General features: G+C 70.6%; 14 protein-coding genes and 1 tRNA gene. 9 read left to right on the top strand and 6 right to left on the bottom strand.

Going from position 1 to position 17354, the window contains the following annotated elements; genetic code table 11:
* Positions 1–24: 24 nt before the first annotated feature.
* A complete protein-coding gene (gene msrP, locus CSC68_RS07245) occupies positions 25–993 on the bottom strand; it encodes a protein-methionine-sulfoxide reductase catalytic subunit MsrP (RefSeq protein WP_162202856.1) in 969 nt (322 codons plus the stop codon).
* A gap of 140 nt (positions 994–1133) precedes the next feature.
* Between msrP and serC the strand changes: the two genes are divergently transcribed.
* The 3 genes from serC to aroA all read left to right on the top strand — a co-directional run bounded on the left by serC (position 1134) and on the right by aroA (position 4900).
* The gene (serC, locus tag CSC68_RS07250) at positions 1134–2225 is read left to right on the top strand and encodes a 3-phosphoserine/phosphohydroxythreonine transaminase (RefSeq protein ID WP_162202858.1); all 1092 of its coding nucleotides are present in this window, start codon (positions 1134–1136) and stop codon (positions 2223–2225) included.
* A 55-nt stretch (positions 2226–2280) separates the two neighbouring features.
* A complete protein-coding gene (gene pheA, locus CSC68_RS07255; RefSeq protein ID WP_162202859.1) occupies positions 2281–3456 on the top strand; it encodes a prephenate dehydratase in 1176 nt (391 codons plus the stop codon).
* 133 nt (positions 3457–3589) lie between these two features.
* Positions 3590–4900, top strand: a complete 1311-nt coding sequence (gene aroA, locus CSC68_RS07260; protein ID WP_162202861.1) for a 3-phosphoshikimate 1-carboxyvinyltransferase — start codon at positions 3590–3592, stop codon at positions 4898–4900.
* Between the two features lie 27 nt (positions 4901–4927).
* Here the strand turns inward: aroA and CSC68_RS07265 are convergent, their stop codons facing one another.
* Together CSC68_RS07265 and CSC68_RS07270 are read right to left on the bottom strand one after the other, a co-directional pair.
* Positions 4928–5551 carry an energy transducer TonB gene (locus CSC68_RS07265; protein WP_162202862.1) on the bottom strand — a complete coding sequence of 208 codons (624 nt, stop codon included), beginning with the start codon at positions 5549–5551 and terminating at the stop codon, positions 4928–4930.
* An 11-nt stretch (positions 5552–5562) separates the two neighbouring features.
* Positions 5563–6198, bottom strand: a complete 636-nt coding sequence (locus tag CSC68_RS07270) for an energy transducer TonB (RefSeq protein WP_162202863.1) — start codon at positions 6196–6198, stop codon at positions 5563–5565.
* 96 nt (positions 6199–6294) lie between these two features.
* On the opposite strand from CSC68_RS07270, the gene serS reads away from it, so the two are divergent.
* Both serS and CSC68_RS07280 read left to right on the top strand, forming a co-directional pair.
* Entirely contained in the window at positions 6295–7572 is a 1278-nt protein-coding gene (serS, locus tag CSC68_RS07275) for a serine--tRNA ligase (RefSeq protein ID WP_162202864.1), read from the top strand.
* Positions 7569–8672 (top strand): acyltransferase family protein, encoded by a 1104-nt coding sequence (locus tag CSC68_RS07280; protein ID WP_162202866.1) that lies wholly within the window; start codon positions 7569–7571, stop codon positions 8670–8672. Before serS ends, CSC68_RS07280 begins: the two co-directional genes overlap by 4 nt.
* Here the strand turns inward: CSC68_RS07280 and CSC68_RS07285 are convergent.
* On the bottom strand, positions 8669–9256 hold the full coding sequence (locus tag CSC68_RS07285) for an FMN-dependent NADH-azoreductase (RefSeq protein ID WP_162202867.1): 588 nt from the start codon (positions 9254–9256) through the stop codon (positions 8669–8671). The two genes, CSC68_RS07280 and CSC68_RS07285, sit on opposite strands and share 4 nt — an antisense overlap.
* Before the next feature lie 118 nt (positions 9257–9374).
* Here CSC68_RS07285 and CSC68_RS07290 point away from each other — a divergent pair, with 118 nt between their 5' ends.
* From CSC68_RS07290 to CSC68_RS07300, 3 genes are all read left to right on the top strand, one after another.
* Positions 9375–10355, top strand: a complete 981-nt coding sequence (locus CSC68_RS07290; protein WP_162202869.1) for a LysR family transcriptional regulator — start codon at positions 9375–9377, stop codon at positions 10353–10355.
* 521 nt (positions 10356–10876) lie between these two features.
* Positions 10877–10966 (top strand) — tRNA-Ser (locus tag CSC68_RS07295).
* Between the two features lie 146 nt (positions 10967–11112).
* The gene (locus CSC68_RS07300) at positions 11113–11760 is read left to right on the top strand and encodes a response regulator (RefSeq protein WP_162202871.1); all 648 of its coding nucleotides are present in this window, start codon (positions 11113–11115) and stop codon (positions 11758–11760) included.
* Positions 11761–11999: 239 nt separating this feature from the next.
* On the opposite strand, the gene rne is transcribed toward CSC68_RS07300, so the two are convergent.
* A complete protein-coding gene (gene rne / locus CSC68_RS07305) occupies positions 12000–15143 on the bottom strand; it encodes a ribonuclease E (protein ID WP_162202872.1) in 3144 nt (1047 codons plus the stop codon).
* 419 nt (positions 15144–15562) lie between these two features.
* Here rne and CSC68_RS07310 point away from each other — a divergent pair, with 419 nt between their 5' ends.
* Complete coding sequence (locus tag CSC68_RS07310; protein WP_162202874.1) at positions 15563–16522, top strand: RluA family pseudouridine synthase; 960 nt, start codon at positions 15563–15565, stop codon at positions 16520–16522.
* Between the two features lie 15 nt (positions 16523–16537).
* Here the strand turns inward: CSC68_RS07310 and zupT are convergent, their stop codons facing one another.
* The gene (gene zupT, locus CSC68_RS07315; protein ID WP_162202875.1) at positions 16538–17347 is read right to left on the bottom strand and encodes a zinc transporter ZupT; all 810 of its coding nucleotides are present in this window, start codon (positions 17345–17347) and stop codon (positions 16538–16540) included.
* Positions 17348–17354 lie beyond the last annotated feature (7 nt).

Here is a 17354-nt window from a genome sequence, read left to right on the forward strand (position 1 = left end):
GCCCCGGCGTGGCCGGCGGCCGGCTCAGAACCACTTGCGCAGGTCCATGCCGGCGTACAGCGCGGCGACCTGGTCGGCGTAGCCGTTGAACGGCTGGGTGGGAATGCGGCCGGCGAACAGCCTGCTCTTCGTCCCGGCGATGCGGCGCTCGGTCTTCTGGCTCCAGCGGGGATGGTCCACGGCCGGATTGACGTTGGAAAAGAAGCCGTACTCCGAAGGCTGCAGCTCGTTCCACGCCGTCTTCGGCATGCGTTCGGTGAAGCGGATGGCGACGATCGACTTGATCGACTTGAAACCGTATTTCCACGGCACCACCAGGCGCAGCGGCGCGCCGTTCTGCTGCGGCAGCGGTTTGCCATACAGGCCCGTCGCCAGCAGGGTCAGCGGATGCATGGCCTCGTCGATGCGCAGGCCCTCGCGGTACGGCCAGTCGATCGAGCGGTAGCGGATGCCGGGCATCTGCTGTGGATCGGCCAGGGTGGTAAAGGCCACGTACTTTGCTTTCGAGGTCGGCTCGAAGCGCTTCAGCACCTCGCCCAGCGGCACGCCGGTCCACGGGATCACCATGGACCAGCCTTCCACGCAGCGCAGGCGGTAGATCCGCTCCTCGGGGGCAATGCCGCGCAGCAGGTCCTCCAGCCCGATCGTGCCCGGCTTCGCGCACTCGCCATCGACCGCCACCGACCAGGGCGCGGTGCGCAGGGTCTTCGCCGCACGCGACGGATCGTCCTTGTTGGTGCCGAATTCGTAGAAGTTGTTGTAGCTGGTGATGTCCTCGTAGCGGGTCGGCTCCTCGCTGGTACTGAACCCGGCGCGGGCCTGGGCGCGGGTGGTGCGGGTCGACGGAGGAGGCGGCGGTTCGGCCTCGGCGCATCCGGACAGGCCCAGCAGCGGGCTGGCGGCGAGCATTCCCAGGAGCCGGCGGCGGTCGCGGTAGACCGCTTCGTCGGTGATCTCGCTGGCGGGAATCCGGGGCAGGTTGCGCAGGCGCATGGGGGCGATTCCAGACAGGTGCGGGGATTACGACCACGGTCGCGGCGGGACGGTTCCCCGGCGCTTCCGGGGGCGGGCTTGGTTGCGCCCGCAACTGGTGCACTGCGGCATACTACGGGCCCCTTCGTTATGGGTGCTTCATGACGCGCGCGTACAACTTCAGTGCCGGCCCTGCGACGTTGCCGGAAGCGGTCCTGCGCCAGGCGCAGGCGGAGATGCTGGACTGGAACGGGACGGGCGCGTCGATCGTCGAGCTCAGCCACCGCGGCGCCGAGTTCATGGCGGTGGCGGCCCAGGCCGAGGCCGACCTGCGCACCCTGATGTCCATCCCGGACGACTACGCCGTGCTGTTCCTGGCCGGTGGCGCGACCACCCAGCAGGCGCTGATCGCGCTGAACTTCGCCGCGCCGGGGCAGGCCGCCGATTACGTGGTCACCGGCCACTGGAGCAAGACCGCGATCAGGCAGGTCAGGCCCTACGTCAACGTGCACGTGGCCGCCAGCAGCGAGGACCCGGACGGCGGCTTCCGCAGCATCCCGCCGCGCGAGCAGTGGCAGCTCAGCGGTGACGCGGCCTACGTGCACATCACCGCCAACGAGACCATCCATGGCGTCGAGTACCGCGACACTCCGGACGTGGGCGGGGTGCCGCTGTTCGCCGACTTCAGCTCCTCGATCGCTTCCGAGCCGATCGATGTTTCGAAGTACGGCCTGATCTACGCCGGCGCGCAGAAGAACCTGGGCCCGGTCGGCATCTCGGTGCTGGTCGTGCGCCGCGACCTGCTGGAGCGCGCCGGCCAGCCGCGCGCCGACATCTTCAACTACGCCTCCCACGCGGCGCGCGACTCGATGCTCAACACGCCGCCGACCTGGAACTGGTACCTGCTTGGCCTGACCGTGCGCTGGATGCTGGAGCAGGGCGGCGTGGAGGAATTCGCCCGCCGCAACGCGGCCAAGTCGGCGCTGGTCTACGGGGCCATCGACGGCTCCGGCGGCTTCTACCGCAACGAGGTGGCGCCGGAGGTGCGTTCGCGCATGAACATCCCGTTCTTCCTGCCGGACGAAACGCTGACCGCGCGCTTCGTCAGCGAATCGAAGGCGGCCGGCCTGCTGGCGCTGAAGGGCCACAAGGCCGTCGGCGGCCTGCGCGCCTCGCTGTACAACGCCATGCCGCTGGAGGGTGCCCAGGCACTGGTCGATTTCATGGCCGACTTCCAGCGCCGCAACGGCTGATCCCCACGAACGCACGCGACGGCCCCGGCCGCCGCCCGCGACAACGGAACTTTCGATGGCAACCAGCAAGAGCAAGAAGGACAGCGCGAAGAAGCCGGTCCAGCCCGCGCGCAGCAAGGCAGCCCGGGCGGCAGCCTCGCGCGAGCCGGCCCCGCCGGTGCTGGCCGACGTGCGCGCCCGGATCGACGGCATCGACCGCCAGATCCAGGAATTGATCGCGCAGCGCGCGCGCTTCGCCCTGCAGGTCGGCAAGGCCAAGGGCAAGCTGGCCGCGGCGGTGGACTACTACCGTCCCGAGCGCGAGGCCCAGGTGCTGCGCATGGTGGTGGACCGCAACGAGGGCCCGCTGTCGGACGAGGTCCTGGTGCATGTGTTCCGCGAGATCATGTCCGCCTGCCTGGCCCAGCAGGAGCCGCTGAAGATCGGCTACCTCGGCCCGGAGGGCACCTTCAGCCAGCAGGCCGTGCTCAAGCACTTCGGCCGCTCGGCGCACGGGCTGCCGCTGGGCAGCATCGAGGAGGTGTTCCAGGAAGTCGACGCCGGCAACGCCGACTTCGGCGTGGTGCCGGTGGAGAACTCGGGGCAGGGCACGATCCAGGTGACGCTGGACATGTTCCTGACCTCGCCGTTGAAGATCTGCGGCGAGGTGGAGCTGAAGGTGCACCAGTACCTGCTGTCGCGCAGTGGCCGGATCGAGGACATCGAACGCATCTACGCCCATCCGCAGGCCTTCGCCCAGACCGCGGGCTGGCTGCGCGCCAACCTGCCGAAGGTGGAGAAGATCCCGGTGTCGAGCAATGCCGAGGGCGCGCGCCGCGCGCGCGGTGCCGACGACGCGGCCGCGATCGCGGGCGAGAGCGCCGCGCACGTGTATGGCCTGAAGAAGGTCATCATGCAGCCGATCCAGGACGACCGGGACAACACCACGCGCTTCCTGGTCATCGGCCGCCGGCTGTTCCCGCCGTCCGGCCACGACCGCACCTCGATCCTGGTGTTCATCCACGACAAGCCCGGCGCGCTGTTCGACGTGCTCAGCCCGTTCGCGCGCCACGGCATCAGCATGAACCGCATCGAGTCGCGTCCTTCGCACCAGGCCAAGTGGGAGTACGCGTTCTTCATCGACCTGGCCGGCCATGTCGAGGACGAGGCGATGAAGAAGGCGCTGGCCGAGCTGGACCGGCACGTGGCCAAGGTCAAGGTGCTGGGTTCGTATCCTGTCGCGGTGCCGTAAGGGCTCATTCGTGATTCGTCATTCGTGATTCGTGATTCGTGATTGGTGATTGGTGATTGGTGATTGGTGATTGGTGATTGGTGATTCGTTCGCGGTGCTGGAAGGCGCCGGGCGTGCAGACGATGGAGAGCTGATGTCGCAGTCTTCGCAACACTGGATCGCAAGCGCGGGGCAGTCGCTGCGCGGCACGCTGGAGATTCCCGGCGACAAGTCGATTTCGCACCGCGCGGTGATGTTCGCCGCGCTGGCCGACGGCACCTCCACCATCGACGGCTTCCTGGAGGGCGAGGACACCCGCGCCACCGCGGCGATCTTCGAGCGGCTGGGCGTGCGCATCGAGACGCCGACGCCATCGCGGCGCATCGTCCACGGCGTGGGCGTGGACGGGCTGAAGCCCGCCGGCGGGCCGCTGGACTGCGGCAACGCCGGTACCGGCATGCGCCTGCTGGCCGGCCTGCTGGCCGGGCAGGCGTTCGACAGCGTGCTGGTCGGCGATGCGTCGCTGTCCAGGCGCCCGATGCGCCGGGTCACCGTGCCGCTGGCGCAGATGGGCGCGAAGATCGATACCGGCGAGGAAGGCCGGCCGCCGCTGCAGATCCATGGCGGGCAGGCGCTGCACGGGATCGACTACACGCTCCCGGTGGCCAGCGCCCAGGTCAAGTCGGCGCTGCTGCTGGCCGGCCTCTACGCCCAGGGCGAAACCTTGGTCACCGAACCGCACCCGACCCGCGACTACACCGAACGCATGCTCGCCGCGTTCGGCGTGGACATCGAGTTCTCGCCCGGCTACGCCCGCCTGCGCGGTGGCCAGCGCCTGCGCGCCACCGACATCGCGGTGCCGGCGGACTTTTCCTCCGCTGCGTTCTTCCTGGTGGCCGCCAGCATCGTGCCCGGCTCGGAGCTGCGGCTGAAGGCGGTCGGCCTCAATCCGCGTCGCACCGGCCTGCTGCACGCGTTGCGGCTGATGGGGGCGGACATCGCCGAGGAGAATCCGTCCACCCATGGCGGCGAGCCGGTGGCCGACCTGGTGGTGCGGCATGCGCCGCTGCGCGGGATCGAGGTGCCCGAAGCCCTCGTGCCGGACATGATCGACGAGTTCCCGGCACTGTTCATCGCTGCAGCCTGCGCCGATGGGCCGACCGTGGTGCGCGGCGCCGCCGAGCTGCGGGTCAAGGAATCCGACCGCCTGGCCGCGATGGCCGGTGGCCTGCGCACGCTGGGACTGCGGGTGGACGAGACGCCGGACGGCGCCACCATCCATCCCGGCCAGCTGCACGGAGGCACGATCGAGAGCCTGCACGACCACCGCATCGCCATGTCCTTCGCGGTGGCGGGGCAGCGCTCGGACGGCCAGGTCCGGATCAACGACGTGGCCACGGTAGCCACCTCGTTCCCCGGCTTCGACCAGCTGGCCCGCGGCTGCGGCTTCGGCCTCCAGGGATAGGCGGGCCAAGGCCGGCCGGGGCGGGGATCAGCCGCGGCGGAATTCGACTGGCAGGTGGACGGTGGACGGCACCGCCTCGCCCCCGCGCATCGCCGGTTCGAAGCGCCACTGTCGCGCCGCTTCGATCGCGGCGCGGTCGAACGCAGGGTCCTGGCTGCCGGAACGCCCGATCACCTGCACGTCCATGGGGCGCCCGTCCACGCCAATGAGGATGCTCAGCAGGACATCGCCCTCGCTGCCGTTGCGCAGGGCGGCGCGCGGATAGCGGGGCACGGGGTTGCCGGCCAGCGGCCTTGGTGCCCGGTCCATGGCCTGCCCGGATCCGTCGGGATCCGCGAGGGCGGACATGCCGCCGCCGCCCGCGTCCATGGACGCGATGGCATCGGGGCTCGTACGCGTCTGCCCGTCGCGGCCTGCATGCCAGGCGATGGCCATCGCAACCAGGGCCGCCAGGACCGCGCCAACGACCACAGGCGAAGCGCGCCGGGTCGCGGCCGCCCTGGAGGGTGCGTGCGGACGTCCGCTGTCGTAGTAGGTACCCATGGCTTTCCCCGGTTCGTTGGCTGCGAACCGAGTCTGGACAGGGGCGTGTGTCGGGAATGTGGTCGGGCGATGAACCTGGCGCGACATGGCCATACGGTTCATCGCCATGAGTGGCGCGTCTATTCGGTCTCGAATTCCACCGGGACGGTCGCATAGCCCGGGATTGCGCGTCCCTCGGCGTCGCGCGCGGGCTGGAAGCGCCAGCGCAGGGCCGCTTCGGCGGCAGCGCGGTCGAGGTCGCGCGAGCCGCTGCGCTCGACGATCTCCACGTCGCCGGCGCGGCCTTCCGCATCCACCTGGACGCGCAGGACCACCGTGCCGCGTTCGCCGCGCCTCAGTGCCCTGGAGGGATAGCGGGGCGCCGGCTGGTCGGGCAGCAGCTCCGGTGCCTGCACCGGGCCTGCCGACGCCACCGGCGCCGCGGGCTCCACGCTGGGAGGCAGTTCGGCCTGGGGTTCGGGTTGCGGAGGGGGCGCCGGCGCCGGTTCCTCCACCAGCCTGGCTTCCTCGCCATCGTCGGCCTGCGGCAATGGCGCGCTGGTGCCGGCAGGCATCGGCGCGGGCAGCGGATCGGAGGGCAGGGCGGCCAGCGCGGCCGCCGGGGCGGCTTCCCCCGGGGCCGGTTCGCCCGACTGGCGGGTCACCACCAGCAGGAACAGTACCCAGCCCAGCACGAAGGCGGCGGCGACCACCGCCCAGCGGCCCTGGACCAGATGCGCCAGTGCGCCCGCGGGATGTTCGTCGGTTCGGCTCATGCGCCCGATTCTGGCACAGCCCCGCGCCACGGGCGGGCGCGGGCGCTGCCGGTTGGGGGATAATGCACGCCTCCTTCCGCCTTCCTGGCCCCCGCAATGCTCGACCCCAGCCTGCTCCGTTCCCAGATCGCCGCCACCGCCGAACGCCTCGCCACGCGCGGCTTCGTCCTCGACACGCAGGCGCTGGAGTCGCTCGAGTCCGAGCGCAAGGCGATCCAGGTACGGACCCAGGAACTGCAGAACCTGCGCAACACCCGCTCCAAGGCGATCGGCCAGGCCAAGGCCAAGGGCGAGGACGTGTCCGCGCTGCTGGCCGAGGTCGCCGGCTTCGGCGACGAGTTGAAGACGTCCGAGGCGCGCCTGGAGGAAATCCGCGGCAAGCTCGAAGCCCTGACCCAGGGCATCCCGAACCTGCCGGCCGACGAGGTTCCGCTGGGCGAGGACGAGTCCGGCAACGTCGAGCAGCACCGCCACGGCACGCCGCGCAGCTTCGACTTCGAGGTCAAGGACCACGTCGAGCTGGGTGCGCGCAACGGCTGGCTGGATGCCGACACCGCGGCCAAGCTGAGCGGCGCGCGCTTCACCGTGCTGCGCGGCCAGCTGGCGCGCCTGCATCGCGCCCTGGCCCAGTTCATGCTGGACCTGCATACCGGCGAGCACGGCTACGAGGAAACCAACGTGCCGGTGATCGTCAACGCCGACGCGCTGTACGGCACCGGCCAGCTGCCCAAGTTCGAGGAGGACCTGTTCTCCACCCAGCTGGGCGAGCACCGCCGCTACCTGATCCCGACCTCGGAAGTGCCGCTGACCAACATCGTGCGCGACGAGATCCTGGGCGAGGAGCGGCTGCCGCTGCGCATGACCGCCCATTCGATGTGCTTCCGCTCCGAGGCCGGCAGCGGCGGCCGCGACGTGCGCGGCATGATCCGCCAGCACCAGTTCGAGAAGGTGGAGCTGGTCTCGATCACCCGCCCGGAGGACAGCGACGCCGAGCACGAGCGCATGACCCGCTGTGCCGAGGTGGTGCTGGAAAAGCTGGGGCTGCCGTACCGCCGCGTGCTGCTGTGCACCGGTGACATGGGCTTCTCCGCGCGCAAGACCTACGACCTTGAGGTCTGGCTGCCGTCGCAGCAGACCTACCGCGAGATCTCCTCCTGCTCCAACTGCGGCGACTTCCAGGCCCGCCGCATGCAGGCGCGCTGGCGCAACCCGGCCACCGGCAAGCCGGAGCTGGTGCACACGCTCAACGGTTCGGGCGTCGCGGTGGGCCGTGCGCTCATCGCGGTGATGGAGAACTACCAGAACGCCGACGGCTCGATCAACGTTCCCGAAGTGCTGCGCCCGTACATGGCCGGCGCCGAGCGCATCGCATGAAGGCGGTGCAGGCGACGCAGGCGCCCAACCGCGCGCGCGCGGCTGGGCTGGACGCCGCGCGGTTCGTGCTGATCGTGCTGGTGGTGGCGGGGCACCTGATCGAACAGCTGCCCCATGCCCCGCACCTGGCGGTCCTGTACCGCTTCATCTACCTTTTCCACATGCCCGCCTTCGTGTTCCTGTCGGGCATGGTGGCGTCCGATGAACTGGACAGATGGCGGGCGCGCAGACTGCTGTTCGGCATCGGCGGCGTGTACCTGCTGCACCAGACCCTGGCCAGGGCGCTGGAGGCTTGGCTGTCGGGCAAGGCATTCGCCTACCAGCCCGAGCTCCCGTACTGGGCGCTGTGGTACCTGATGAGCCTGGTGTGGTGGCGGCTGTCGCTGCCGTTGCTGGCGACGTTGCGCCAACCTCTGCTGTGGGCCATCGGCCTGGCGCTGCTGGCGGGCGTCTGGCCCGCGGCGGGCTACGGCTGGTCGCTGTCGCGCACCCTCGCGTTCCTGCCGTTCTTCGTCGCCGGCCATCTGTGGGCGCGTGGCCAGGGCATGCGCCTGCCGAGCATCTCCTGGCCAGTGGCGGCCATGATGCTGGGCGTGCTGCTGGTCGTGGCGTGGCTGACCCGCGGCTTCCATCTGCAGTGGTACTACAACGGCGCCGGCTACGCGACGCTGTGGCCGGACCCTTGGCACGGGTTCGCCTGGCGTGCCGTTTACCTGGCGGTGGCTGGGTTGGGCGTGGCCGCGGTGCTGGCGCTGTGCGCGCGGACGGAGGGACGCTGGGTGGTGCTGGGCCAGTACAGCATGGCGGCCTACCTGCTGCACATGTACCTGGTGAAGTACGCGGCGTACGCCGGCTGGTTCAAGCCGCTGGGCATACTGCCCGTGGGGCTGCGCTTCGCCGTGCTGCTGGTGCTCTCGGCGGCGATCGCCGCCTGCTTCTGCCTGGTGGGCCGCCGTGTACCCTGGTTGTTCGACCTGGACTGGCTGTACCGCTGGCTGGGGCGTCAGTCTGAAGGCGGGCAGGTCCCCACGGGCGGCTGGCGGCAGCACGCCCCGGCCGGCACGGGGCCCGCAGACCCCGTGCCGCGCGGTGGCACCTAGGCGGCTTGGGACACGGTCCCAACCGCGGCCGGAATGGCGGCGCGGGCGGCGGCCAGCGCCTCGGTGCGGTGCTGCGGCGACAGCGACACGCCCTCGGCGCGCACGAACTGCAGGTCGTCGATGCCCAGGAAGGCGAATACCTGGCGCAGGTAGGGCTCCTGGAAATCCGAGGGCGAATTGCTGTGCACGCCGCCGCGGGCGCTGGCGATGATCACCTTGCGGCCGCCGGCCAGGCCCTCGGGGCCATTGGCGGTGTAGCGGAAGGTGCGCCCGGCCACCGCGATGCGGTCGATCCAGGCCTTCAGCGTGGACGGGATGCCGAAGTTGTACATCGGCACGCCAATCACCACGATGGTGGCCGACAGGAACTGTTCCAGGACGCGCGCGGACTCCTCCGCCTCGGCCGGATCGGCCTTCGCCAGGCTGGCGCCGGTCAGGTGGGGCAGGGGATTGCTATCCAGGTCGCGGTACTCTACTTCCAGGCCTGGATGGCGGGCCTGCCACTGGGCGACGATGGCAGCGCTCAGCTCGCGGCTGACCGAGTTGGCGCCCAGTGCGCTGGAATCCAGATGCAGTAGTTTCATGGCTGTGCTCCTCTCTCTTTAGGCGGCGACGCCGCGGACGGGCACAGCTTCCATCGTTGCGCCAATGGAATAAAGGTGGTTATATGGCACCATCTGTTGCGTCTGTGGAGGCAGCGCCATGCAGGACCTGAACGACCTCTACTACTTCGCCATGGTCGTCGAGCACGGCGGCTTCGCCGCCGCCGAGCGCGCACTGGGCATCCCCAAGTCGCGCCTGAGCCGCCGCATCAGCCAGCTGGAGACCGACCTCGGCGTTCGCCTGTTGCAGCGTTCCACCCGTCGTTTCGCCGTTACCGACGTGGGCATGAGCGTGCATCGCCACGCGCAGACCATGCTTGCCGAGGCCCAGGCTGCACGCGAGGTGGTCGACCGGCTCAGTGCGGAGCCGCGCGGCCTGGTGCGGGTCAGCGTGCCGGTGGCCATCGCCCAGCAGCAGCTGCCGAAGCTGCTGCCGAAGTTCCTCGAGCAGTACCCGAAGGTGCGCCTGCAGCTGCACGTCAACAATCGCCGCGTCGACCTGATCAACGAAGGCTTCGACGTGGCCCTGCGCGTGCGCACGCGCCTGGACGACGACGGCAGCCTGGTCATGCGCAGCTTCGGCCAGATCCAGGAACTGATGGTGGCCAGTCCGAAGTACCTGGACCGCGCCGGCAGGCCTAAGGATCCGGCGGACCTGGCCTCGCACCTGACCCTGAGCATGCACGAGGACGAGGCGCACCAGCGCTGGGAGCTGCACGGCCCCAACGGCGAGGTGCGCCGCGTCGACAACCTGCAGCCGCGGGTGGCCGGCTTCGACTTCCCGCTGCTGCTGGCCATGGTCAAGGACGGCTTTGGCATCACCATGCTGCCGGAGACCGTCTGCGCCGAGGCCGTGCGCAACGGCGAGCTGGAAGTCGTGCTGCCGGAGTGGTCGCTGCCGCAGGGCATCTGCCATGCCGTGTTCGCATCGCGTCGCGGCCTGCTGCCGGCGGTGCGGGTGTTCATCGACTTCCTGGCCGAGCACCTGCCGAAGCAGATCGAGGCCTCGCGCCTGGACTGCGGCAACTGCGGCAACCGCGAAGCCATCACCGAGGTCGCCGAAGTCGTCGGCGCTGGCTGATCAGGCGCCCCGCGGCATGCGACAATCCCGCCCGGTCGCGACGGCCGGGGTCCGCAGGCGTGGGAACCGGCCGCGACGCGACCGGCGTGCCGGCGCAAGGCCCGGTTCCATTCCCGGGCGACAAGGTGGCACGCACCCCGGCGCGCCGCCAGGGCGGAAACGTTGGAAGCCGTACATCATGGCGGGCGGTCCGCGGATGCGGCTTGCCGGTGCGATGCGAAAGCAACGCTTGCGGCAGGGCGTGATGACCGTGGGGTCAGGCACGTCCCGGGCCCGCAGGCCCGACCCGGTCGAGGCGGAACGACCGGCACTGCGCAAGCAGTGCTTGCGATGACGCAGCCGAGGCAAGACCGGCGGCGCCGCGCAAGCGGCGTGGTAGTAGAGCGACAATTCGGAGAGATGGCCGAGCGGTTTAAGGCACCGGTCTTGACCCGGAGGCCGGCAGGCCGGAGGGCGCCTCGACGCAGTCGAGGCAAAACCGGCGGCGCCGCGCAAGCGGCGTGGTAGTAGAGCGACAATTCGGAGAGATGGCCGAGCGGTTTAAGGCACCGGTCTTGAAAACCGGCGAAGGGTCAAACCTTCCGTGGGTTCGAATCCCACTCTCTCCGCCACTTTTCCGGCGCCGCCGGCGGCCTGGTTGCCCGCCGGCGGCGTGGCTGCAACAGGGTTGTGCGAGCAACCGTTTCGCCCGTTTCCGAAGCTTGCTCCGCCCAGAACGGAACGCTAGGCTCAGTCGTGGGCATACCGAGGGAGCGGCATGACCATTCGCGTATTTCTGATCGACGACCATGCGCTGGTCAGGACGGGCCTGCGCATGATCCTGGGAGCCGAGACCGACATCGAGGTCGTCGGCGAAGCCGAGAACGGCGAGGACGCCCTGCGGCAGCTGCGAACGCTCAGGACCGACGTGGTGCTGTGCGACCTGCACCTGCCCGGCATCAGCGGCCTGGAAGTGACCGAACGCATCGTCAACGAGGGCCTGCCGGTCCGCGTGCTGATCGTCTCGGTCCTGGAGGATGGCCCCTTGCCCAAGCGCCTGCTGGACGTGGGCGCCTATGGCTACATCGGCAAGGCCGGCGACGCACGCGAGCTGTTGCGCGCGGTCCGCGACGTGGCCATGGGCAAGCGCTACCTGGGCAGCAGCGTGGCGCAGAACCTGGCTCTGGCTGGCGTCGAGGGCGGTGGCTCGCCGTTCGACGTGCTTTCGCCGCGCGAGCTGGAGGTGGCGATGCTGCTGGTCCAGGGCCTGCGCCAGGAAATGATCGCGCGCCGGCTCAAGCTCAGCGCCAAGACCGTCAACACCCATAAGTCGCGCCTGTTCGAGAAGATCGGCGTGCAGGACAGCATCGCCCTGGCGCGCCTGGCGGCCCGCTACGGGCTGATGGATCCGGGGCAGGCGCTGTAGCGACGCCGGTCCGACCCGCGGGGCGCCCGGTCCATGCGGACGGGCGCGTGGCGTGGTGCGGGAGGGCAGGTCGTTTGGCTGGCGTGGTCATCTGGCGCCGGGCGGCGGCTGCAGGGTGCGCGGATGTGCCCCGGTCGCGGCCGTCCTGTCCGTCCGCCCCCGACGACCACGGTTCGCACGAAGACACGCAAAAAAAGGCCCGCCATTGGCGGGCCTTTCCGTGTCGCCTCACTGGAGGATCAGGGCTGCGGGCGCGGTGCGTCCGTCTGCTCCTGTTCGCCCGGCTCTTCGGCCTTGGCGGCTTCCTCGGTGGCCTGGTCCTGCGACTGGGGGTCTCCCGGCCGCTGGTCGAACAGACCGGCAGTCGTGAACGGACCCGGATTCGCCGGCTCGTCCGCGGCCGGGGCTTCCTCTGCAACCTGCGGCTGGGCCTGCACCGTCTCGGCCGGCGATTCGCTGGCCGGGGCTTCCGCGGCGGCGACCGCGGCCGCGTCGGCGGGCGTGGTTTCCACCGCCGGCACCGGCGCGGCTTCCGGCTCGGCCGCGGCCTGGGCGGCGGCTTCGGCCGGGGCCGGCGTGGCAGTGGCGATCTCCTCGACGACAGCCTCGGCCGGGGCGACCGGCTCGGCGGCCGGGGCCGGGTCCGGGGTGGTGATCGCCACCGGGGCCGGGACGGCTTCGGCTTCCGCTTCCACCGCCGGCTGGGCGGTTTCAACCGCAGCCGGAGCCTCGGTAACCGCAGCGGTGGCCACCGGGGTGGCCGTATCGGCCTTCGCCTGCGGCGCGGGGGGCGTTTCGGCCCGGATCACGTCAGCGGCGGCGGCAGGAGCCGGCGTCGCCACCGCCGGTGCCGGCAGATCGTCGAAGTCGAACTCCGGCTGGTCGGCCGGGACGACCGGCGCGGCCGCGGAGGCGGCAACGTCGCCATCGCTGTCCTCGTCGCCCTCGGCGTCGTCGGACAGATCCTGCGCGCCCTCGGCGGCAGCACCTTCGGCGGCGGTGCCACGACGGCGGCGACGGCCACCACGGCGGCCGCGACGACGGCGGCTGCCGCCCTCGGCGGTCGCTGCCTCCTCGGTCGAGGGGGCTTCGGTGCCGGTCGCGGCGGACTGCGCAGCCTCGGTATCGGCTTCGGCCGGCTGCAGGGCGGTCGGCTCGAGCGCGGCCACGGCTGCCGGTGCGGCGATGGCAGCTGCGGTGGTCAGCGTGGCTTCGGCCTCGGCAGGGGCCTGCGTCGGCAGGCGCGCAGGCTGGGCCGCTTCCTCGGTGCGCTGGCGCTGCGGCTGCTGGGCGGGACGGGCAGCAGCGGCGTCGGCCGCGGCGGCCTCCGGCTGCTGCTTCGGCACGCGCTGGCCCTTGTCCTGCTTCGGCTGCTGCTTGTTGCTGCCGGCGTTGGCCTGCTGGGCGTTGCGGCCCTGCTGCTGCCCCTTGTCCTGCTTCTCCTGGCGTTCCTGCTTCTGGCCCTGCGGCTGCTGGCCCTGGGCGTTGCCGCCCTTGGCCTGCTGCTGGCCGCGCTTGCCACGGCCCTGGCCCTGCGGCTGGCCGTTGCCGGCCTGCTCGCCGCGTTCACGGCGCGGACGCTCGTTGCGGTTGCCGCGACCTTCGCCCTTGCCGGCGGCCGGGGTGCGCGCGGGCTTGGCCGGCGCCGGGGCCGGGTCGGCCGCGCCGAACAGGCGCTTGAGGAAGCCGACCACGCCGCCGCCCGTGCTTGGGGCGGGGACGGCGACCGGCGCGGGCGCCGGCTGCACCGGGGCCTCCTCGCGCTCCTCGCGCACCGGGGCCGGGCGCGGCGGGGCCACGCGGGTGACCGCCGGCGGCGGCGGGATGTTGAGCTGGGCCTTGGTCAGGGCATGCACCGGCAGCTTGCGCGGGGTGCCGCGCTGGTAGGACGGCTTGTTGCTCTCCTCGCCCAGCTCGTTCTCGCGCAGGCGGGTGACTTCGTAGTGCGGGGTCTGCAGCTGCTCGTCGGCGACGATGATGATCGGCGCGTCGTGGCGCTGCTCGATCTCGCGCAGGGCGCCACGCTTCTCGTTGAGCAGGAAGTTGGCGATCTCCACCGGGGCCTGGACCAGGACCTGCCCGGTGTTCTCCTTCATCGCGTGCTCCTCGGCGACGCGGATGATGGACAGCGACAGCGACTCGATGCTGCGCATGCGGCCGTGGCCTTCGCAGCGCGGGCACACGATCTGGCTGGACTCGCCGAGGCTGGCGCGCAGGCGCTGGCGGCTCATCTCCAGCAGGCCGAAGCGGCTGATGCGGCCGATCTGGACGCGCGCGCGGTCGTACTTGAGCGCGTTCTGCAGGCGATCCTCGACGGCACGCTGGTGCTTGGACGAGGACATGTCGATGAAGTCGATCACCACCAGGCCGCCCAGGTCGCGCAGGCGCAGCTGGCGGGCCACTTCCTCGGCCGCCTCCAGGTTGGTCTGGAACGCGGTCTCCTCGATGTCGCCGCCCTTGGTGGCGCGCGCCGAGTTGACGTCGATCGCGGTCAGGGCCTCGGTCTGGTCGATCACCAGGGCGCCGCCGGAGGGCAGGCGCACGGTGCGCTCGTAGGCGTTCTCGATCTGCGACTCGATCTGGAAGCGGTTGAACAGCGGGATGTCGTCGGTGTAGTGCTTGAGCTTGCGCAGGGTCTGCGGCATCACCTGTTCCATGAACTGCCGCGCGTCGTTGTACATCTCCTCGGTGTCGACCAGGATCTCGCCGATGTCGGCGCGCAGGTAGTCACGCAGGGCGCGGATGATCAGCCGCGATTCCTGGTAGATCAGGAACGGCGCCGGCTTGCTCAGGGCGGCCTCGGCGATCGCGCGCCAGGCGGCCAGCAGGTAGTCCAGGTCCCACTGCAGCTCTTCCGCGTCGCGGCCCACGCCGGCGGTGCGGATGATCACGCCCATCTCGTCGGGTATGTTCAGGGCGTCCATGGCGCGCTTGAGCTCGGCCCGGTCCTCGCCCTCGATCCGGCGCGAGACGCCGCCGGCGGTCGGGGAGTTGGGCATCAGCACCATGTAGCGGCCGGCCAGGGAGATGAACGTGGTCAGGGCCGCGCCCTTGTTGCCGCGCTCGTCCTTGTCCACCTGGACCACGACTTCCTGGCCCTCGCGCAACAGCTCGCGGATGCCGGCCTTGTTCGGGTCGACGCCGGCCTGGAAGTAGTCGCGGGAGATCTCCTTCAGCGGCAGGAAGCCGTGGCGCTCGGCGCCATAGTCGACGAAGGCCGCCTCGAGGGAGGGTTCGAGCCGGGTGATGCGGCCCTTGTAGATGTTGGACTTCTTCTGTTCCTTGGACGGCTGTTCGATGTCGATGTCGTACAGGGTCTGGCCGTCCACGATGGCCACGCGCAGTTCCTCTGCCTGCGTGGCGTTGATCAGCATTCGCTTCATGTTGCGTTCCTCGCGCGCTCTGACGCGCGGAACGCCGGGCGTTCGCCGTACTGGAATCCTGTCCGGCCGCCTTCCGGCGGCATGGCAGGCTTCGCCGCCCTCGCGCAACCGCGCGGCCGGGCGGATCCTGGTTCCAGCGCTGCAACACCACGGCGGGCCGCGGGAGCGCTCTAGCTTTGTCTCGTTTTGGTACAGCGGGCCGGCGGCGCGGACGCCACGCGGGACATGTTCAGCTACCGGTGCTCTGACCCACCGGGCCATGGCCGGGTCTGCCTGCAAGCCGCTAACATGGCCGCCCCGGGGGCGGTGGTCGCGTACTGTGCCGGGGTCGCGGGAAGCCCGGGCTTTCGGCCCTGTGACTTCTTCCAGCGGAATCAAACCCTTACATCGCCCCCCGAGTCTAACAGAATTAGCCCCCGATGACCGACGCATCCCCCCGGGCCGGAGCCCGCACCGTTACCGTGCCCGAAGACCGTGACGGCCAGCGGCTGGACAACTTCCTGCTCGGCCAGCTCAAGGGCGCCCCGCGCAGCCTGGTCTACAAGCTCGTGCGCAGCGGCCAGGTCCGGGTGAATGGCGGCCGCGCCAAGGCCGAACGCAAGCTCGCCGCGGGCGACGAGGTCCGGATCCCTCCCGTGCGGCTGGAGACCGAGGCCGAACGCGGAACCCCGGCGCCGGGCCTGCTGCAGCGGATGGAAGCGTCGATCGTCTTCGAAGATGCGCGCATCCTCGTGATTGACAAGCCTTCCGGCGTGGCCAGCCACGGCGGCAGCGGGATCAGCTTCGGCGCGATCGAGACCCTGCGCGCCCTGCGCCCGGGCCAGACCCTGGAGCTGGCGCACCGCCTGGACCGGGACACCTCCGGCATCCTGGTGGTGGCCAAGAAGCGCTCGGCGCTGGCCGAGCTGCAGGCACTGATGCGCGAGGGCGGCTCCGGCGGCGGCATCCGCAAGCGCTACCTGACCCTGCTGGCCGGGCGCATGCCCGACGGCACCATGAGCGTGGACGCCCCGCTGCACGTGGGACTGCGCCAGGGTGGCGAACGCCATGTCCAGGTCAACCAGGCTGGCAAGCCTTCGGTCAGCCACTTCCGGGTGCTGGAGCGGCGCGGCGGGCAGTCCTATTGCGAGGTGCGGATCGAGACTGGCCGCACCCACCAGATCCGCGTCCATGCCCGGCACATCGGCCACCCGGTGGCTGGCGACGACAAGTATGGCGATCCGGAGGTCAACCGCCGCCTGCGCGACAAGGCCGGGCTGCGCAGGCTGTTCCTGCACGCGGCCTCGCTGGAATTCGCCCTGGACGCCGGCCGCACCCCGTACACCCTCAATGCGCCGCTGCCGCCGGAGCTACGCGAGGTGCTGGATCGGCTGGAATGAGGCCGATCGGCCCGTTCACCACTTGAACAGGACCAGGCTGACCGCCAGCACGCCCATGCCGCTGACCAGGCCGTAGACGGTCTCGTGGCCCTTGCCGTAGCGCTTGGCCGCCGGCAGCAGCTCATCGATCGCCAGGAACACCATCACCCCGGCGATCACGCCGAACACCGCGCCGAATACCGCCTCCGACAGCACGGTGGACAGCAACCCGTAGCCGATGGCCGCGCCGACCGGCTCGGCCAGGCCGGAGACCAGGCTGGCGCCGAAGGCGTACCACTTGTTGTTGGTCGCGAAGTAGACCGGCACCGCGATGGCGATGCCTTCGGGGACGTTGTGGATGGCGATCGCGAAGGCCAGCGGGAGGCCGACCGCCGGGTTCTCCAGGGTGGCGAAGAAGGTTGCCAGCCCCTCCGGGAAGTTGTGCGCGGTGATCGCGATGGCGGTCATCAGGCCCACCCGGCGGATGTATTCGCGGTTCTGCTCGCGCAGGGCCGGGTCGTCGCTGGCCAGGGTGTCGTGCGGGTTCGGTACCAGCCCGTCGATCAGCATGATCGCCACCACGCCGGCCAGGAAGGCGACCGTCGCGAAGGTGAAGCCGTCCCTGGCGCCGTAGGCGAGGGTGAACGAGGCGATCGACTTGTTCAGGATTTCCGACAGCGACACGTAGACCATCGCGCCGCCGGCAAAGGCGAGGCCGAACGCGAGCACGCGCGGATTGGGTCCCCTGGCGAAGATCACCAGCAGGCTGCCCAGGCCGGTGGCCAGGCCGGCGGCCAGCGTCACCGCCAGCGCGCTGAGCACCGCCGAAGTGGAGACTTCAAGCATGCAGGGT

This window comes from Pseudoxanthomonas suwonensis, from assembly GCF_010093235.1.
Classification (GTDB): domain Bacteria; phylum Pseudomonadota; class Gammaproteobacteria; order Xanthomonadales; family Xanthomonadaceae; genus Pseudoxanthomonas; species Pseudoxanthomonas suwonensis.

Excerpts from the sequence above, each read along its gene's own strand:
- CSC68_RS07310 (WP_162202874.1), top strand. The coding sequence starts at position 15,563 with ATGACCGACGCATCCCCCCGGGCCGGAGCCCGCACCGTTACCGTGCCC.
- CSC68_RS07270 (WP_162202863.1), bottom strand. The coding sequence starts at position 6,198 with ATGAGCCGAACCGACGAACATCCCGCGGGCGCACTGGCGCATCTGGTC.
- pheA (WP_162202859.1), top strand. The coding sequence starts at position 2,281 with ATGGCAACCAGCAAGAGCAAGAAGGACAGCGCGAAGAAGCCGGTCCAG.
- CSC68_RS07265 (WP_162202862.1), bottom strand. The coding sequence starts at position 5,551 with ATGGCGATGAACCGTATGGCCATGTCGCGCCAGGTTCATCGCCCGACC.
- CSC68_RS07280 (WP_162202866.1), top strand. The coding sequence starts at position 7,569 with ATGAAGGCGGTGCAGGCGACGCAGGCGCCCAACCGCGCGCGCGCGGCT.
- zupT (WP_162202875.1), bottom strand. The coding sequence starts at position 17,347 with ATGCTTGAAGTCTCCACTTCGGCGGTGCTCAGCGCGCTGGCGGTGACG.
- serC (WP_162202858.1), top strand. The coding sequence starts at position 1,134 with ATGACGCGCGCGTACAACTTCAGTGCCGGCCCTGCGACGTTGCCGGAA.
- rne (WP_162202872.1), bottom strand. The coding sequence starts at position 15,143 with ATGAAGCGAATGCTGATCAACGCCACGCAGGCAGAGGAACTGCGCGTG.
- msrP (WP_162202856.1), bottom strand. The coding sequence starts at position 993 with ATGCGCCTGCGCAACCTGCCCCGGATTCCCGCCAGCGAGATCACCGAC.
- aroA (WP_162202861.1), top strand. The coding sequence starts at position 3,590 with ATGTCGCAGTCTTCGCAACACTGGATCGCAAGCGCGGGGCAGTCGCTG.
- CSC68_RS07290 (WP_162202869.1), top strand. The coding sequence starts at position 9,375 with ATGCAGGACCTGAACGACCTCTACTACTTCGCCATGGTCGTCGAGCAC.
- serS (WP_162202864.1), top strand. The coding sequence starts at position 6,295 with ATGCTCGACCCCAGCCTGCTCCGTTCCCAGATCGCCGCCACCGCCGAA.
- CSC68_RS07285 (WP_162202867.1), bottom strand. The coding sequence starts at position 9,256 with ATGAAACTACTGCATCTGGATTCCAGCGCACTGGGCGCCAACTCGGTC.
- CSC68_RS07300 (WP_162202871.1), top strand. The coding sequence starts at position 11,113 with ATGACCATTCGCGTATTTCTGATCGACGACCATGCGCTGGTCAGGACG.